Annotated in this window: 13 protein-coding genes and 1 pseudogene; 11 read left to right on the top strand and 3 right to left on the bottom strand. The window is 71.9% G+C overall.

Annotated elements, in window-relative coordinates:
• On the bottom strand, nt 1-1,640 hold a 1,640-nt coding region (locus ACWEVN_RS24630), incomplete at its 3' end, for a class I tRNA ligase family protein (RefSeq protein WP_452052846.1).
• Nucleotides 1,640-2,920, bottom strand: a complete 1,281-nt coding sequence (locus ACWEVN_RS24635) for a SidA/IucD/PvdA family monooxygenase (protein ID WP_449684051.1) — start codon at nt 2,918-2,920, stop codon at nt 1,640-1,642. The genes ACWEVN_RS24630 and ACWEVN_RS24635, both read right to left, overlap by 1 nt.
• Before the next feature lie 295 nt (nt 2,921-3,215).
• Here ACWEVN_RS24635 and ACWEVN_RS24640 point away from each other — a divergent pair, with 295 nt between their 5' ends.
• The 7 genes and pseudogenes from ACWEVN_RS24640 to ACWEVN_RS24670 all read left to right on the top strand — a co-directional run bounded on the left by ACWEVN_RS24640 (nt 3,216) and on the right by ACWEVN_RS24670 (nt 9,292).
• Entirely contained in the window at nt 3,216-3,974 is a 759-nt protein-coding gene (locus ACWEVN_RS24640; protein WP_452052847.1) for a LuxR C-terminal-related transcriptional regulator, read from the top strand.
• 38 nt (nt 3,975-4,012) lie between these two features.
• On the top strand, nt 4,013-4,420 hold the full coding sequence (locus tag ACWEVN_RS24645) for a cupin domain-containing protein (protein ID WP_310976119.1): 408 nt from the start codon (nt 4,013-4,015) through the stop codon (nt 4,418-4,420).
• Nucleotides 4,417-4,734 carry a hypothetical protein gene (locus tag ACWEVN_RS24650; RefSeq protein WP_452052848.1) on the top strand — a complete coding sequence of 106 codons (318 nt, stop codon included), beginning with the start codon at nt 4,417-4,419 and terminating at the stop codon, nt 4,732-4,734. Before ACWEVN_RS24645 ends, ACWEVN_RS24650 begins: the two co-directional genes overlap by 4 nt.
• Nucleotides 4,734-6,110 carry an FAD-binding oxidoreductase gene (locus tag ACWEVN_RS24655; RefSeq protein ID WP_452052849.1) on the top strand — a complete coding sequence of 459 codons (1,377 nt, stop codon included), beginning with the start codon at nt 4,734-4,736 and terminating at the stop codon, nt 6,108-6,110. The genes ACWEVN_RS24650 and ACWEVN_RS24655 overlap by 1 nt, the downstream gene beginning before the upstream one ends.
• Complete coding sequence (locus ACWEVN_RS24660; protein ID WP_449684048.1) at nt 6,107-6,769, top strand: DUF6875 domain-containing protein; 663 nt, start codon at nt 6,107-6,109, stop codon at nt 6,767-6,769. The genes ACWEVN_RS24655 and ACWEVN_RS24660 overlap by 4 nt, the downstream gene beginning before the upstream one ends.
• Nucleotides 6,770-6,782: 13 nt before the next feature.
• Nucleotides 6,783-7,592: pseudogene (ddaH, locus tag ACWEVN_RS24665) on the top strand (dimethylargininase); the annotation flags it as partial.
• Complete coding sequence (locus tag ACWEVN_RS24670) at nt 7,589-9,292, top strand: S8 family serine peptidase (RefSeq protein ID WP_452052850.1); 1,704 nt, start codon at nt 7,589-7,591, stop codon at nt 9,290-9,292. The pseudogene ddaH and the gene ACWEVN_RS24670, both read left to right, overlap by 4 nt.
• On the opposite strand, the gene ACWEVN_RS24675 is transcribed toward ACWEVN_RS24670, so the two are convergent.
• Nucleotides 9,228-9,587, bottom strand: a complete 360-nt coding sequence (locus tag ACWEVN_RS24675; RefSeq protein ID WP_452052851.1) for a hypothetical protein — start codon at nt 9,585-9,587, stop codon at nt 9,228-9,230. The genes ACWEVN_RS24670 and ACWEVN_RS24675 overlap by 65 nt on opposite strands.
• Nucleotides 9,588-9,696: 109 nt before the next feature.
• On the opposite strand from ACWEVN_RS24675, the gene ACWEVN_RS24680 reads away from it, so the two are divergent.
• From ACWEVN_RS24680 to ACWEVN_RS24695, 4 genes are all read left to right on the top strand, one after another.
• Nucleotides 9,697-10,305, top strand: a complete 609-nt coding sequence (locus tag ACWEVN_RS24680) for a TetR/AcrR family transcriptional regulator (protein WP_449684045.1) — start codon at nt 9,697-9,699, stop codon at nt 10,303-10,305.
• An 84-nt stretch (nt 10,306-10,389) separates the two neighbouring features.
• Nucleotides 10,390-12,660 carry a hypothetical protein gene (locus ACWEVN_RS24685; protein ID WP_452052852.1) on the top strand — a complete coding sequence of 757 codons (2,271 nt, stop codon included), beginning with the start codon at nt 10,390-10,392 and terminating at the stop codon, nt 12,658-12,660.
• A 48-nt stretch (nt 12,661-12,708) separates the two neighbouring features.
• Nucleotides 12,709-13,527: a G1 family glutamic endopeptidase gene (locus tag ACWEVN_RS24690; RefSeq protein WP_452052853.1), complete on the top strand. Its 819-nt coding sequence runs from the start codon at nt 12,709-12,711 to the stop codon at nt 13,525-13,527.
• On the top strand, nt 13,524-14,183 hold the full coding sequence (locus ACWEVN_RS24695; protein ID WP_452052854.1) for a hypothetical protein: 660 nt from the start codon (nt 13,524-13,526) through the stop codon (nt 14,181-14,183). The genes ACWEVN_RS24690 and ACWEVN_RS24695 overlap by 4 nt, the downstream gene beginning before the upstream one ends.
• Nucleotides 14,184-14,186: the final 3 nt, after the last annotated feature.

A 14,186-nucleotide genomic window follows, 5' to 3' on the forward strand; every position in this document is an offset into this window, starting at 1 on the left:
CCGGCCGCGTCGGGGGCGACGGGCGCGGTCCGCGCTCGTGCCACCGCGGCCGGCCCGGTGCCGCCGGCCGCGCCCACTGCGTCAGTCACGCCGGACGCCTCAGCCGCCTTGACCGTCACCGACAGCCGCGGCAAGCGCTTCGGGGTCACCGTGTCCGCGTCCGGGTGGCCCGGCAGCATCGTGTCCGGCAGGGCCGCGGCCGCGAGGTCGATCAGGATCGGCGCCGCGCACCTCAAGAACACGTCCACCTGATGACACAGGTCACCGGCCGTCTCCGACGTCACCGCCGCGGCCAGCCGGTCCAGCCGGGCCAGCTGCTCGGCGAGCGTCGAAGCCGCCGCCGTCAGGCTGAACCGCCGCAGCTCGTAGCCGTCGGCGAACCGCTCCGCCATCCGCCGGGCCGTCCGCCTCGCCGAGGCCGACACCGGCAGGGGACCGCGGTCCACCCACCGGTCGACCGCCGCCGCGACCCGGTTCCACGGCCCCGTCAGCCGCGTCTCGCCGACGCGCAGCAGGGCTTCGCGGGTGAAGTCCGTGCGCTGGTACTCCGGGCTCGTGGCGCACAGGTGGAACCGGATCAGGTCGCGCGGCACCTCGGTGGCCAGCTCCCGGCCGGACACGACGTGCCCCCGGCTGGTCGAGAACTTCTCGCTGGCCAGCTCGTAGAACTCGTTGGTGAGGTACTGCGCCGGCAGCACGTGCTCGCCGAGCGCGGTCAGCAACGCCGTGCCCACGATCGCGAACGGGTAGGTCGCGTCCAGGCCGAGGAAGTACACCACCGTCGTGCCGGCGCCGGAGCGCCAGAGCTCGTCGTCGGCCGCCAGCACCGCCCCGCGCCGCTCGGCGCCCAGCGCGGTGGTGAACATGCTCCACGGCATGCCTTCCATGTGCGCGTAGAACACCTGCCCGGCCACCTCCGGGAACGGCGCCGGGATGCCCCACGACGCCGGCTGGGTGATCGGGAAGTCCGGCAGCGGCCGCGCCAGGGCGGCCTCGATCAGCCGGGCCATGCCGGGCCGCATCGGCGTCCGGGCGAAGTAGGCCTCCAGCTCGGCGCGGTAGCGTTCCACCGGGAACACGAGGATGTTCACCTCGCGCAGCTCCAGGGGCTCGTCCGGACGCGTGGCCGAGCGCGGCCCGATCAGCGCCCCGGGCGCGATCGGGAGTCCGCAGCTCTCGCAGATCCCGGCGCACCCGTCGGCGAGGCAGAACGGGCACCCGCCGGTGACGTAGGCGTCCATCAGGTACTCGCCCGTGCTGGGCAGGTAGGGGAACGACACCGCCCGCAGCTCCAGCAGGCCCCGGGCGTGCAGGCGCTCGTAGAAGCGGGTCACCATCGCGGTGAACCGGTCGCCGAGGCAGCCGAACCCGTCGATCTCGACGCCCATCGCGGAGAACGTCTGCCGGACCTGCTCGGCCGAGCGCTCCCGCAGGTCCTCCGGGTCCACGCCGAGGCGCTCGGCCGCGGCGACGACGTAGTTCTGCGTGAAGTGCATGCCGGTGCCGTACAAGGCTTCCCGGCCGGTCGCGCGGGCGTAGCGGGTACAGACGTCCGCGGCCAGGAACGGCCCCGCGAGGTGGCCCAGGTGCAGGTCCCCGTTCGCCGTCGGCGCGGGTGAGATCACCACGAGGCGGTCCATCAGACGGCCTCGCGCTCGCCGCCGCCGCGGCGGGCGAGCAGGTCGTCGACGATGTCGCGGGACCGGTGGGCCAGCACGCTGATCAGCGAGTCGGCGATCCCGTGCGTGGCCTCGTTGACGCCCTGCAGGTACACCGCACCCCAGGCGGACTCGCCGAGGTCGACCCGGTAGCAGCGGCTGACCGAGATCTCCGCCAGGCCCACGTGCTCGGCCAGGTCGCGCACCAGCGCGGGCATCCGGTTGTCGAAGCCGGTGCCGAGCAGCACCAGGTCGCAGTGCAGGGGTTCCACCTTGCCGCTGGTGCGGTCACGCAGGTCGAGCACGACCTCGTCGCCGGTGACCCGGGCGCCGACGACCTCGGTCAGCGTCCGCACCTCCGACCGGTGCTGCCCGATGCCGCGCTGCTGGTAGAGCGTGGTGTACATGTGGTCGAGGAACGGCGGGGCCGCGCCGGCGTAGTTGGTCAGGCGCATCTCGTCGAGCACCTGCTGGCGGACCTCGGGCGGGCTGTCGTAGAACCGGTCGACGAACGACGGGAAGAACAGCTCGTTGACGAACTTGCTCGTCTGGTAGTTCTGCGGGCCCACCGACCGCACGATCATCGTGCGGGTGCTGTTGGGCAGGTTGTCGTGCAGCGCCATGAACATCTCCGCCGCGCTCTGCGCCCCGCCCACCACGACGGCGCGCAGGGGCGCGTCCGCGGGCAGCTGCGCGATCCGGCGACGGTACTGGGCGCTGTGGATGAGCCGGTCCGCCGGCAGGCCGGCGAAGACGTCCGGCACGTGCGTGTCCCGGCCGCCGCCGACGACCAGGTCGCGGCAGCGGATGGTGTCCCCGCCGGCGAGGGTGGCGACCCAGCCGACGATGGACCCGTCGGCGTCGCGCGCGGGCTCGATGCTCCGCACCTTCGCGTCGTACCGGATCCGCACCTCCTCCAGCGACTTCGCCACCCACTGCAGGTAATCCGAGAACTCCCACCGGAAGGGATGGAACGTTCCCAGGTTGACGAACTCGTCGAGGCGCTGCTGGTCGTGGAGGAAGCTGAGGAACGAGAACTTGCTGCGCGGGTTGCGCAGGGTCACCAGGTCCTTGAGGAAGGAGACCTGGCTGCGCGCCCACGGCATCAGCAGGTCGCGCTGCCACTTGATGTCCGGTCCCTGCTCCAGCAGCAGTGTCTGCCGGGCCAGTTCCGGGTGCCCGGACTCCTCGATGGCCACCGCGAGCGCGAGGTTCGCCGGTCCGGCGCCGATCGCGAGCAAACCCACCTGTACTTCGGTCACAGATACACTCCGATTTCTGGGAATAGGTCGGCGTGCCGCGTGCCGCCGGACCGATCGTAAGGAGCACTCTTTCCCGGGTGGTAGGGACGGCTTTCCCTGGCTTCCGGGAATCTCGCCGAGATCGTTTGCGTCCCGGCCGCCGTCCTGGCGAATTGATTGCGATCAAGGAAATTGATTGCGATCAATTATCCCTTACGGCGAGACTCTCCTGTCGGATATGGAAGGCGCGGCACGCGCTTTCACCGGGAGGAGCCGATCGGCGACGGATCGGCAGCAGTTCACTTTTGGGGGAACGATGAGTCACGCCACCGGTTTCGGCTACACCGCCCGGCTGTGGCCGGTCGAACACCCCGATCTCGCCCCGCTGACCGTGCTGCTCGCCGACCCGCAGCCGTCGGTCCGGCACTGGGTCCGGGCCGCGCTGGAGCACGCCGGCGGCGTGTTCGTGGTGGGCGAGGCGGCCACGGCGAACGGGGCGATCGCCGAAACCGCCCGGCACCGCCCGGACGTGCTGGTGGTCGATCCGCAGCTCGGCGGGTCCGGGCCGGTCGATGTCATCGGCCGGGTGGCCATGGTGTCGCCGGAAACGAAGGTCCTCGTGCTGAGCGCGGCCGACGACGACACCGCCGTCCGATCGGCCATCCACGCCGGGGCGCGCGGGTACCTGGTCAAGGGCGCCGACGCCGAGCAGATCGTGCGCGGGGTGCGGGTCGTGGCGGCCGGCGAGGCGATCGTCGGCCGGGCGATCGCCGCCCGGTTCAGCACTTTGGTGCGCACCGCCGGTCCCGAACCGTATCCCTTTCCGCACCTGACGACCCGGGAACGGCAGGTGCTCGATCGCATCGCCGCGGGCCGCTCGAATGCGGTGATCGCCCGCGATCTCGGCCTCGCGTCCAAGACCATCAGCAATCGTGTGTCGGCAATTTTCACGAAACTCGGTGTAGCCGATCGGGCACAGGCGATCGTGCTGGCACGGGACGCGGGCCTCGGCCGGGGCGAATTCACCGGCGATCGGGAACAGTTCCCCTATCGCCGGGAAACCGGCCGCACCTAGCGTCGATCGGCGTCGGACCACGCTGATCGGAGTGGGATGTGACTGACCAAGACCTTGCCCTCCTGGACATCCGCAGGCTGGAGCCCGAGAACCTGACGCGGGCCTACGGACTGGACATGAAGCTGCTCTACCCGTGGGACGGGTTGACCGCCCCCTTCCGCGGGGCCTGGTGCGTGCTGCGCCCGGGTGACGCCTCGGTCGCCCACGCCCACCACGAACACGAAATCTTCATCGGCATGGCCGGGCGGGCCGAGGTGGTCACCGGCGACGGGCGGCGGCACGCGTTCGCGGCCGGGGACCTCGTGTTCCTGCGCCCGGGCCTCGAACACCACCTCTTCAACGACCCCGCCCACGGCGAAGACTTCTCCTACTACGCGATCTGGTGGGACCGCGAGATGTCGGCCGAGTTCGTCGCGCACGACACCGGTGAGGCGGGACCGGCGTGATCGACTACGACGGGCGGAAGTTCCGCAAGCCCGGCGCCGAGGCCGTGGCCGTGTACCGGCAGGAGGACGACGTCGTCTGGGCGGAGTTCGCCGGGGGAGAGGTGCGGCGCGGCGCGCTCACCGGCACCCAGCGCGAGAACGGCGTCCTCCACCTGGGGTACACGCTGGTGCTCGCCACCGGCGAGGTGATCTGCGGGCACACGGTGAACACCCCGGAGGTGGCCGAAGACGGTCACCTCCGGCTGCGCGAGGTGTGGGAGCGCTACGGCCCGCACGCCGCCACCGGTGTCTCCTACCTCGACGAGGTGAACTAGTGGCCCGGCGCCCCTCCGACGAGGACTGGCGACGCCTCGAGCGCGCGGTCACCGGCCGCGTCCGGCGGCCCGGCGACGCCGGGTTCCGCGCGGCGAGCACGCCGTTCAACAAACGCTTCGCCGGCATCACCCCCGCCGGCGTGGTGTCCGTGGCCGACGCGACGGACGTGCAGCGCGCCATCACGTGGGCGCGCGACACCGGCATCGGCGTCGTCGCCCGCGGCGGCGGGCACAGCTTCGCGGGCCACTCGGTCGGCACCGGGCTCGTCCTCGACCTCGGCGCCCTGAACGCGGTGACCGCCGACGGCTCGACCGGGCTCGTGACCGCCGCGGGCGGCGCGCTGATGGCGGACGTCTACGCCGCCATCGAACCCCACGAGATGGCGTTCGCGCTGGGCAACAGCGACACGGTCGGAATCGGCGGGCTCACCCTCGGCGGCGGGTGCGGCGCCACTTCCCGCGTGTACGGGCTGACCGCGGATGCGCTCGTCGCGACCACGATCGTCACCGCCGACGGGCAGCTGCGGCACTGCGACGCCGACACCAACGCCGACCTGTTCTGGGCCTGCCGCGGCGGAGGCGGCGGGAATTTCGGCGTCAACGTGTCCTTCACCTTCCAGGCGCGGCCGGTGGCCGGCTGCGCCACCTACGTCCTGCTGTGGGACAGCGCGGACGCGGCGAAGGTCTTCTCCGTCCTCCAGGACACCGTGCGGCAGGCCCCGGACGAGTTCGCGGCCCGGATCGGCGTCAGCAGGGCCGGCGGCGCCCCGGTCGTCTCGGCCGTCGGGCAGCACTTCGGGTCCGCCGCGGAACTGCGGGACATCCTCGACCCCGTGCTGTCGGTCGCCGCGCCAGCCCGCACGGCCATCGCGGACCGGACCTTCTGGCAGGCCAAGGACGACCTGCGGCACGAGACCGCCGAGGGCGCGTTCGCGTCCCGGACGAACATCGCCACCCGGCCGCTGCCCGACGAGGCGATCGCCACGATGCTGTCGTTCGTCGAACGCCGTCCGGCCAGTGGCAACCCGGACGGCGGCGGGGCCGCGCTGTTCTCCTGGGGCGGCGCGATCAACCGCGTGGGCGCGACGGACACCGCGTTCGTCCACCGCGACACGATGTTCCTGCTGGCCATGGACACCTCGTGGGCCGAAGACGACGAACCGGCCGTGGTCGAGGCCAACCTCCGCTGGCTGGGCGAGCTGGGGGAGGCGATGGCGCCGCACGTGTCCGGCCGCGCGTTCCAGAACTTCACCGACCCCGACCTCGCGGACTGGCGCACCGCCTACTACGGCGTCAACTACCCGCGGCTGAAGGAGATCAAGGAGCGGGTCGATCCGGACGGGTTCTTCACCTTCGCGCAAAGCATCGGCTCATGATCGGCGACGACAAGGTGGGCATCTGGACGGCGGCCGAGGTGAGCAGCGGCGCCGTGCCGGCCGAGCACCTCCCGCCCCTGCGCGAGATCCTCGCCTGGGCGTGGCGGTACCTGGTGTCCGCCCACCCGGATCTCGGCCGCAACGGCCCGGTGTGCCCCTACACCCAGCCGTCGCTCCACAAAGGACTCTTCCACCTGGCCGCGCTGACCGCCCCGAGCGGCGACGTCGACGCGCACGCCGCGATCGAGAGCCTGCGCGCGTGGTACGAGCGGCTTTCGGCCGGCTTCCCGCCGGAGCACCGGGAGCTGCTGACGATCCTGCTCGTGCTGCCGCAGCTGGACCACCACGACGCGACCCCGCTGGACGACCTGCAGCGCGAGGCCAAGGACGGGTTCGTCGCCGACGGGCTGATGATCGGGCAGTTCCACCCGGTCTGCGACCAGCCCGGCCTGTGGAACGACGAGTTCAAGGCGCTGCGCGCGCCGGTCCCGCTGCTGGCCGTGCGCAAGCTGGTCGTGTTCGACCTGCCGTTCCTGATGGACAGCCCGGCGCACGCCGAGAGCTACTTCCGGCGGTTCGCCCCGGACATCCCGCCCCGCATCCGCGACCAGCTGGTCAAGCGGCTGGTGGGCACCACGAAGTCGTTGCAGACGGCCTGATCACCCGAGGAGAACAGTGCGGCACTACCTGATGGTCAGACCGGGCCACTTCGACGTCGAATACTCGATCAACCCGTGGATGGACCCCGGCAAACCGACCGACACCGGGCTGGCGGTCACGCAGTGGGAGTGGCTGCGCGACCTCTACCTCGACCTGGGCCACCGGGTGGACCTGCTCGACCCGCGGCCCGGGCTGCCGGACATGGTGTACGCGGCCAACGGGGCCACCGTCGTCGACGGCCGGGTGCTGGTCGCGCGCTTCCGCCACCGGCAGCGCCAACCGGAGTCCGCGGCGTACGCGGAGTGGTTCGCCGGGCGCGGGTACCGCGAAGTCCGCCAGGCTCGGTGGCACAACGAAGGCGAAGGCGATTTCCTGGTCGCCGGCCCCCGGATCCTGGCCGGATCGGGGTTCCGCACCGACCCCCGCGCCCACGAGGAGGCCGCGGCGTTCTTCGGCCTGCCGGTGGTCGGGCTGACACTGGTCGATCCGCGGCACTACCACCTGGACACCGCCCTGGCCGTGCTCGACGACGAGACGATCACCTACTGGCCGGAGGCGTTCACCGACGCCAGCCGGCGGCGGCTCGAGCGGCTGTACCCGGACGCCGTGATCGCTTCCGCCGCCGACGCCGCGGCGTTCGGCCTGAACGCCGTCTCCGACGGACGGCACGTCGTCCTGCCCCAGGCCGCCACGCGGCTGAGCGCGCAGCTGCGGGAACGGGGCTTCGAGCCGATCGGCGCCGACCTATCGGAACTGCTCAAAGGGGGCGGCAGCGTCAAGTGCTGCACGCTGGAACTGCGTCACTCAGGGGAACAGCTGTGAAGAGATCTCTCGCACTGGCCGTGGCCGTGCCGCTGCTGGGCGCGCTCGCCGTGCCCAGCTCGGCGCAGCCGCGGTTGTCCGGCCCCACCACCGAGTTCTCCGTCCTGGCCCGGGAGAAGGCCGGCGGCTACGACGTGGCGGCGGCCGAGAAGGCCATCCGCGCGGCGGGCGGCACGGTTGTCACGAGCAACGCCGCGGCCGGCCTGATCACCGCGAGCGCCCCCGCCGGCGGGTTCCTCGACCGGGTCACGGGCGATCGCGCGGTGTTCGGCGCCGGCCGGTCGAGGTCGATCGGCACCGTGCCCCAGGCCGGCCGGACCGTGCCGAAACCCGACGTCGCCGAGCCGGACGCCGGCCGCGGCGTGGCCAGGCCGAAGGGCTCGTCCGCCGGCCTCGACCCGCTCGACGACCGGCTCTGGGGCCTCAAGTCCGTGCGCTCGGACCTCGCGCGCACGGTCCAGCCCGGCGACAAGCGGGTCAAGGTCGGGGTGATCGACTCCGGGATCGACGCCACCCACCCGGACCTCGCGCCGAACTTCGACCGCGCCGGCTCGCGCAACTTCACCAAGGACATCGTCGCCGACGAGAACGGCGTGCCGGTCGACGGGCCGTGCGAGTACCGCGGCTGCGTCGACCCGGTCGACGTCGACGGCACCGGGCACGGCACGCACCTCGCGGGCACCATCGCGGCGGCCGCGAACGGCTTCGGGGTCTCCGGGGTCGCGCCGAACGTGACCCTGGTGAGCCTGCGCGCCGCCCAGGACTCGGGCTTCTACTTCCTCCAGCCGACGGTCGACGCGCTGACCTACGCCGGCGACGCGGGCATCGACGTCGTGAACATGTCGTTCTACATCGACCCGTGGTTGTTCAACTGCCCGGCGAACCCGGCGGATTCCCCCGCGGAGCAGGCCGAGCAGCGCACCGTCATCGAGGCGACGAAACGCGCGCTGGACTACGCCCACCGCAAGGGCGTCACGATCGTGGTGGCCCTGGGCAACCAGCACAGCGACCTGGGCGCGCCGCAGCCGGACGCGACGAGCCCCGACTACCCCTCGAACCGGGCGCACCCGCGCACGGTGGACAACGCGACCTGCTTGACGTTGCCGCTCGAAGGGCCGCACACGATCGGCGTGGCCGGGTTCGGCCCGTCCCAGGCGAAGGCGGACTACTCGAACTACGGCCTCGAGCGGATCTCGGTGTCCGCGCCCGGCGGGTACAAACGCGACTACTTCGGGACGCCGTGGTACGACAGCCGCGACAACGAGATCTTCTCGACCTACGCCCGCAGTGTCGGGGTGGCGGCCGGGTACATCGACGCCGCCGGCGACGTCACCCCGGCGGGTGCGTCGGTCGGCATCGAGAAGCAGACGGCCGCCGACGGCCGGGCCGGCTACTTCCGGTGGCTGCAGGGAACGTCGATGGCGGCCCCGCACGCGGCCGGCGTCGCGGCGCTGATCGTGTCGCAGTACGGCCACCCGGTCCGCGGCGGGGGACTGGGCCTCGACCCGGACGTCGTGCAGCGGATCCTCGAGCGGACGGCGGCGAAGATCCCCTGCCCGGTCCCGCGCACGGTCGATTACTTCGACGAAGGCCACGACGCTTCATACACGGCAACATGCGCGGGCGACCCGTCCTTCAACGGCTTCTACGGACACGGCGCGGTTGACGCCTGGTCGGCGGTGACCCACGGCCGACCGTGAACCGGGAAGAACGCCACCACTTGTCGACGAACAACGCGAGGACGAGCGCGGGCCCGGCGAGCACGACGGCCGTGCCCGCGACGAGGCCGACGCCGGCGTCGGTCAGCGCGATCAGCAGCAGACCGCAGAGGCCACCCACCGGCGTCGTCCCGACGGCGAAGAAGAGCGAGATCAGCGGCACGGACGGGATACCCGCTTTGGTGAAGCGGGCCCGAATCAGGTACTCGGCCAAGCTCACGAAGAACGCCACGACGTTCACCACGGCGATACCCCACACGATCCACAAAACTCTCACAACGCCTCCCCGGGCTCGTCGCGCCCAGCATGCGCCGATCCCGGACACTTAGTCAAGACACAGTGTCCGGACAACATGTCCGGATATCCTGTCCCGCTATGATCCGGACGTGCCCTCAGTCACCCGGCCCGCCGGCCGCAAACGGCAGGACCGCCGCGAAGAGCTGGAACGACGGCTGTTCGCGGCCACCGAGGAGCTCGTCGGCGAAGGCGAGAGCTTCACCGAGCTCAGCGTCGAGCGGCTGGCCGCGGCGGCCGGGATCTCCCGCTCCACCTTCTACGTCCACTTCGAAGACAAGGGCGACCTGGTCCGGCGGCTCGCCGGCTCCGTGCTGACCGAGCTGCGCGAGGTCTCCAGCACTTGGTGGCAGACGGCGGACCAGGCCGGTCTCGCGGAGGCCGTCACCGCGATCGTGGCCGTCTACCGCCGCCGAGCGGCCGCCTTCACGGTCATCTCCGAGACCGCGGCGTACGACCCGACCGTCGCCGCCGAGGTCCAGGCGCTGATGCAGGCGATCATCGACGCCACCCGGGACGCGATCGAACGCGGCCAGGCCGCCGGCGTGATGCGCCCGGTCCGCCCGGCCGAGACCGCCGCCGTCCTCACCTGGATGGTCGAACGTGCGGGCAGCCACCTCGTCCGCGGCACCGAGCCGGAGCACGACGAGAACGTCGTCGAGGTCCTGACCGACATCATCCGGACGACGCTCTACGCCTGACTGCCTTTCCGGGCAGCCCGGGCTGCCCGGAAAGGCGGCTGGTGGACGGCGCGGAACCGGACACCGCGGACGTACCGTTGACCCATGCCGGAGCACGTGGAGCGGACGTCCGCACCGGTCGCCCGCGCGCACCCGCAGACCCAGCCCACCGGCACGCGGCAAGACGCGCCCGGGGGACTCCTGCGGCTGCAGCGGCTGGCCGGGAACCAGGCCGTCGGCCGGTTCCTGGAGCGGCCGGGCGGCCTGCGCGTGTCCCGGCAGGTCGACCCGAGCCAGGCCGCTCCGATCAAGAAGGAACTGGACAGCCTGATCCCGTTCAACAGCACGCTGGAGGAGCTCTGGGCGAAGCTCGGCCTCCAGCTGCCCGAAGCCATCGCCGATCCGGCGTACCACGACCTGTGGGACCGCTCGGTCACCAAGGAGGGGATCGACCCGGTCGCCGCCGCCCGCCCGCTGCTGTCCGCGTTCGCGTCCGACACCGTGGCGCTGTCGCAGTCCACGCTGGGCTCGCAGGTCGTCCGCCTGGAAAACCTGGCCCAGGAACTGCAGAAAGCCAAAGAGGACAAGGCGAAGGAAAACCAGTCCAGGATGCCGGCCGACCACAGCGGCCCGGAGGGCGTCGAAGACAAAGAGAAACTGGTGAGCCGCAGCACCGCCCCCAAACCGCTGGCCGACGCGGGCAGCCTGGTCGACGCGGCGACCGTGGTCGACTTCCTCGAGAACTGGCCGGACATCCTGCGCGGGGCGCAGGTCGGGGTGCGGCGCACCGACATCAGCCTGCTGGCGCCACCCGGGCCGCCGCCCGCTCCGGCACCCGCGCTGCTGCCCGGACCCGGTGGCCCGGCCGCCGCGGAGCCGCCGGGAGAGCAGCTCTCGCCGGTGCTGTTCGACCCGGACCTCGACGTCGAGTCCGAACGCAAGCGGGGCGGGGAGATCGACGACGTCGCGCTGGGCGTGCTGCGCGACGTCCACCGGCAGTGCGTCGAAAACACCGGGATGTTCAAGGAACTGATGGCGGCGATGCTGGCCGAGGACGCCAACCTCGCCGTGCTGCACGAGCGGCACGAGCTGAAATCGGTCAGTGCGCTGTCCGGCCAGTCCGAGGCCGCCGCGACCGACGCGATCATCCGGACCGCGAAGCAGAACGCCACCGACGCGAAGACCTTTCTCACCATGCTCGGCACGCCCGGCAAGGTGGACTGGAAGATCCTCGGCCCGTCGATCAGCCGGTTGCTGAGCGGTGAGAGCGGCCGGCGGGACTGGTCCACCGCCGGCGTGAAGTACTTCGTGGACCTGTACAACAAGAAGATCACCGAGGCCGAGAAGGCGAAAGCGCAGGCCGAACTGGGGCTCGCCGTCGCCAACGTGGTCGCGATGCTGGCGCTGCTGACGCCGGCCGCCCCGGCCGCCGGTGCGTTCCTCGCGGTGATGGACGTGGCCGCGGCGGGCGGCGCCGTCGCCGACTCCGTCGCGGCGAACCGGCGGGCGGACATGCTCGGCGCCGCGGCCGCCGCGCAGATGGCGAGCAAGGACGCCGCACAGGCGGCACGCGAGCAGGCCGACGCGAAGCGGGCGGCGATGGTGTTCACCATCATCACGAGCGCCCTGCCCTACGTGTCCGCCGCCGCGTCCGGTGTCGCGCGGGCCGCGGGCCGGGCCGGCTCGGCGTTGCAGGGCGCGAAATGGCCGTCGCTGATGCCGACGGGGCGAACCGGCGCGGCCGGGCGGGCCGCGCAGCGCGGCGCCGCGGACGCCGACCTGATCCTGGACATCGGCACCCTCGGCCTGTCGGCGATCGCCCGCAACCGGGTGCAGGGGATGCTCGTGCTGTCCCAGATGGCGGCCCGGATCCACACGATCAGCCGCACCCTGGACTGGAGCCGGGTCGCCGCCGCCCTCGTCCGCGGCGGCGACGAATCACTGCTGCACCTGGGCAGCAAGTACGGTCTGACCGACTACATCCGCTACCACCTCCACGGGCCGGGGCTCGGGCACGAGGCGTACCCGATCTTCCTGGCGCCGGAGCGGGCGAACCAGTTCGCCAACAACCACATCGAGGGCTTCATGCGCCAGGAGTTCAAGACGGGCGCCGACGTCGACTTCAAGGTGGCGTACACGACCTTCAACGGCGACGAGCTCTCGCCGTTCATCCGCGGCATGCTCACCAGCGGGGACAAGAAGATCATCACCCGGCTGGCGCTCGACCGGGGCCTGATCGAGAAGTTCCTCAAATCGGCGGTGTACGACATCCGCGTCACCCGCGGCGGCGTGCCCCGGACCTACCGCGCGGGGGTCACCGTCGGCCCGCCCGGCTCGGGGGCGATCACCCTCAGCCCACCGGTCGTCGTGCCCTGACACCGGACTGTCGACGGATTGTCGACGGGCCGTGCCACCGTCGGCGCCATGAAACTTCGACGGCTCCGGCCGCTGACCGCCCTCGCGGCGGTCGCGGTCGTGTTCAGCGCCGGGGCCGCGGCGCCCGCGAGCACCCCCCTCGGATACGCCGGTCCGGCCCGGCACACCGGCCTGGCTCTCTCGGTCGCCGGTCCGCTGGTCAACGCCACCTCGCGGAACTGGGCCGGCTACGCCATCACCTCACTTTCCACTCCCGCCGCCACGTTCACCCACGTGCACGCGTCGTGGACGCAACGGCCGGTCACCTGCCCGGCGTCCGACGCCTGGGCGGTGTTCTGGGCCGGCTTCGACGGGTGGACCAACGGCACGGTCGAACAGGGCGGCAGCTCGGCCCGGTGCGTCAACGGCACCCCGGTCTACCAGCTGTGGTGGGAGATGTTCCCGGCCAACGCCATCCAGCCCGTCCTGACCATCGACGCCGGTGACTCCGTCAGCGCCGACGTCGCCTACGACGCGGCGACCACGCAATTCACCATCACCGTCGCCGACGCCACCAAGCACACGAGCTTCTCCACCACCCAGACGTGCGCCGCCGGTCTCGTCTGCGCCCGCACCAGCGCCGAATGGATCGTCGAGGTCCCGGGCCGGTTCGGGACGAGCGACCTGTTCCCGCTGGCGAACTACGGCCGGGCGCTGATGGGCAACGCGGTCGCCTCCGACGACGCGGGGCACGGCGGGTCGATGACCGCCGGCTCGACCTGGCAGCGGACGAAGATCCAGGAGCAGGACGCGACCACCACCTACGCCACGACCGAAAACGCCGGCCGGAACGGGCAGAACTTCGCGGTCACCTGGGCGCACCAATGAGCCCGGTCCGTCGCGTGGCCCTGGCGGCGTGCACCATCCTGACGTTCGCGGCCACGGCCGGGACACCGGCGGCGGCCGCGGACCCGATCACCATCTCCACCGGCCTGTTCACCAACAGCGCCGCGCCGGCCTGGTCCTCGGCGCCGGCCACCACGATGGCCGACCGGACCGTCACCAGGACCACCACCGGCCTGCCGGGGCTGGTCGTCAGCGGCCCGAGCGGGTCGGTGTTCCACCAGACCCTGGGCGTGTCGCGGTACATGTTCATCGGCACCGGCAACCACGTCCTGATCCTGGAGTCCTCGACCGGCGGCGGCCCCGGCAGCCGCTCGGTGTCCCTTGTGGACTTCACCACCACCCCGCCCACCGAGCGGCCGATCCTGACCGTCCTCGCGCCCTCGGCGGCGGTGAGCCCACCGGGCGTCCAGTTCAGTACCGGGACCGGCGACGCGTTCTTCGTCTTCGCGTCCACCGGCACCGCGGTCGCCGGGCTCGGCATCTATCGCAGTGACAACGGCACCGTCCTCTGTCCCGGACCGCCGCCGCTGACGCCGACCGGGCAGCTGTTCGGCGAGGCCACGGCGACCCAGCTGCGGATCAAGATGGGCGGCACCGTGCTGGCCGCGTGCGCCCGGCCGCCCGGCACCGGCGGATGACCG

The organism is Amycolatopsis sp. NPDC003861 (assembly GCF_053605405.1).

Bases quoted from the DNA above. Each gene is read 5' to 3' on its own strand.
- ACWEVN_RS24640 (WP_452052847.1), top strand. From the start codon at position 3,216: ATGAGTCACGCCACCGGTTTCGGCTACACCGCCCGGCTGTGGCCGGTC.
- ACWEVN_RS24660 (WP_449684048.1), top strand. From the start codon at position 6,107: ATGATCGGCGACGACAAGGTGGGCATCTGGACGGCGGCCGAGGTGAGC.
- ACWEVN_RS24685 (WP_452052852.1), top strand. From the start codon at position 10,390: ATGCCGGAGCACGTGGAGCGGACGTCCGCACCGGTCGCCCGCGCGCAC.
- ACWEVN_RS24690 (WP_452052853.1), top strand. From the start codon at position 12,709: ATGAAACTTCGACGGCTCCGGCCGCTGACCGCCCTCGCGGCGGTCGCG.
- ACWEVN_RS24695 (WP_452052854.1), top strand. From the start codon at position 13,524: ATGAGCCCGGTCCGTCGCGTGGCCCTGGCGGCGTGCACCATCCTGACG.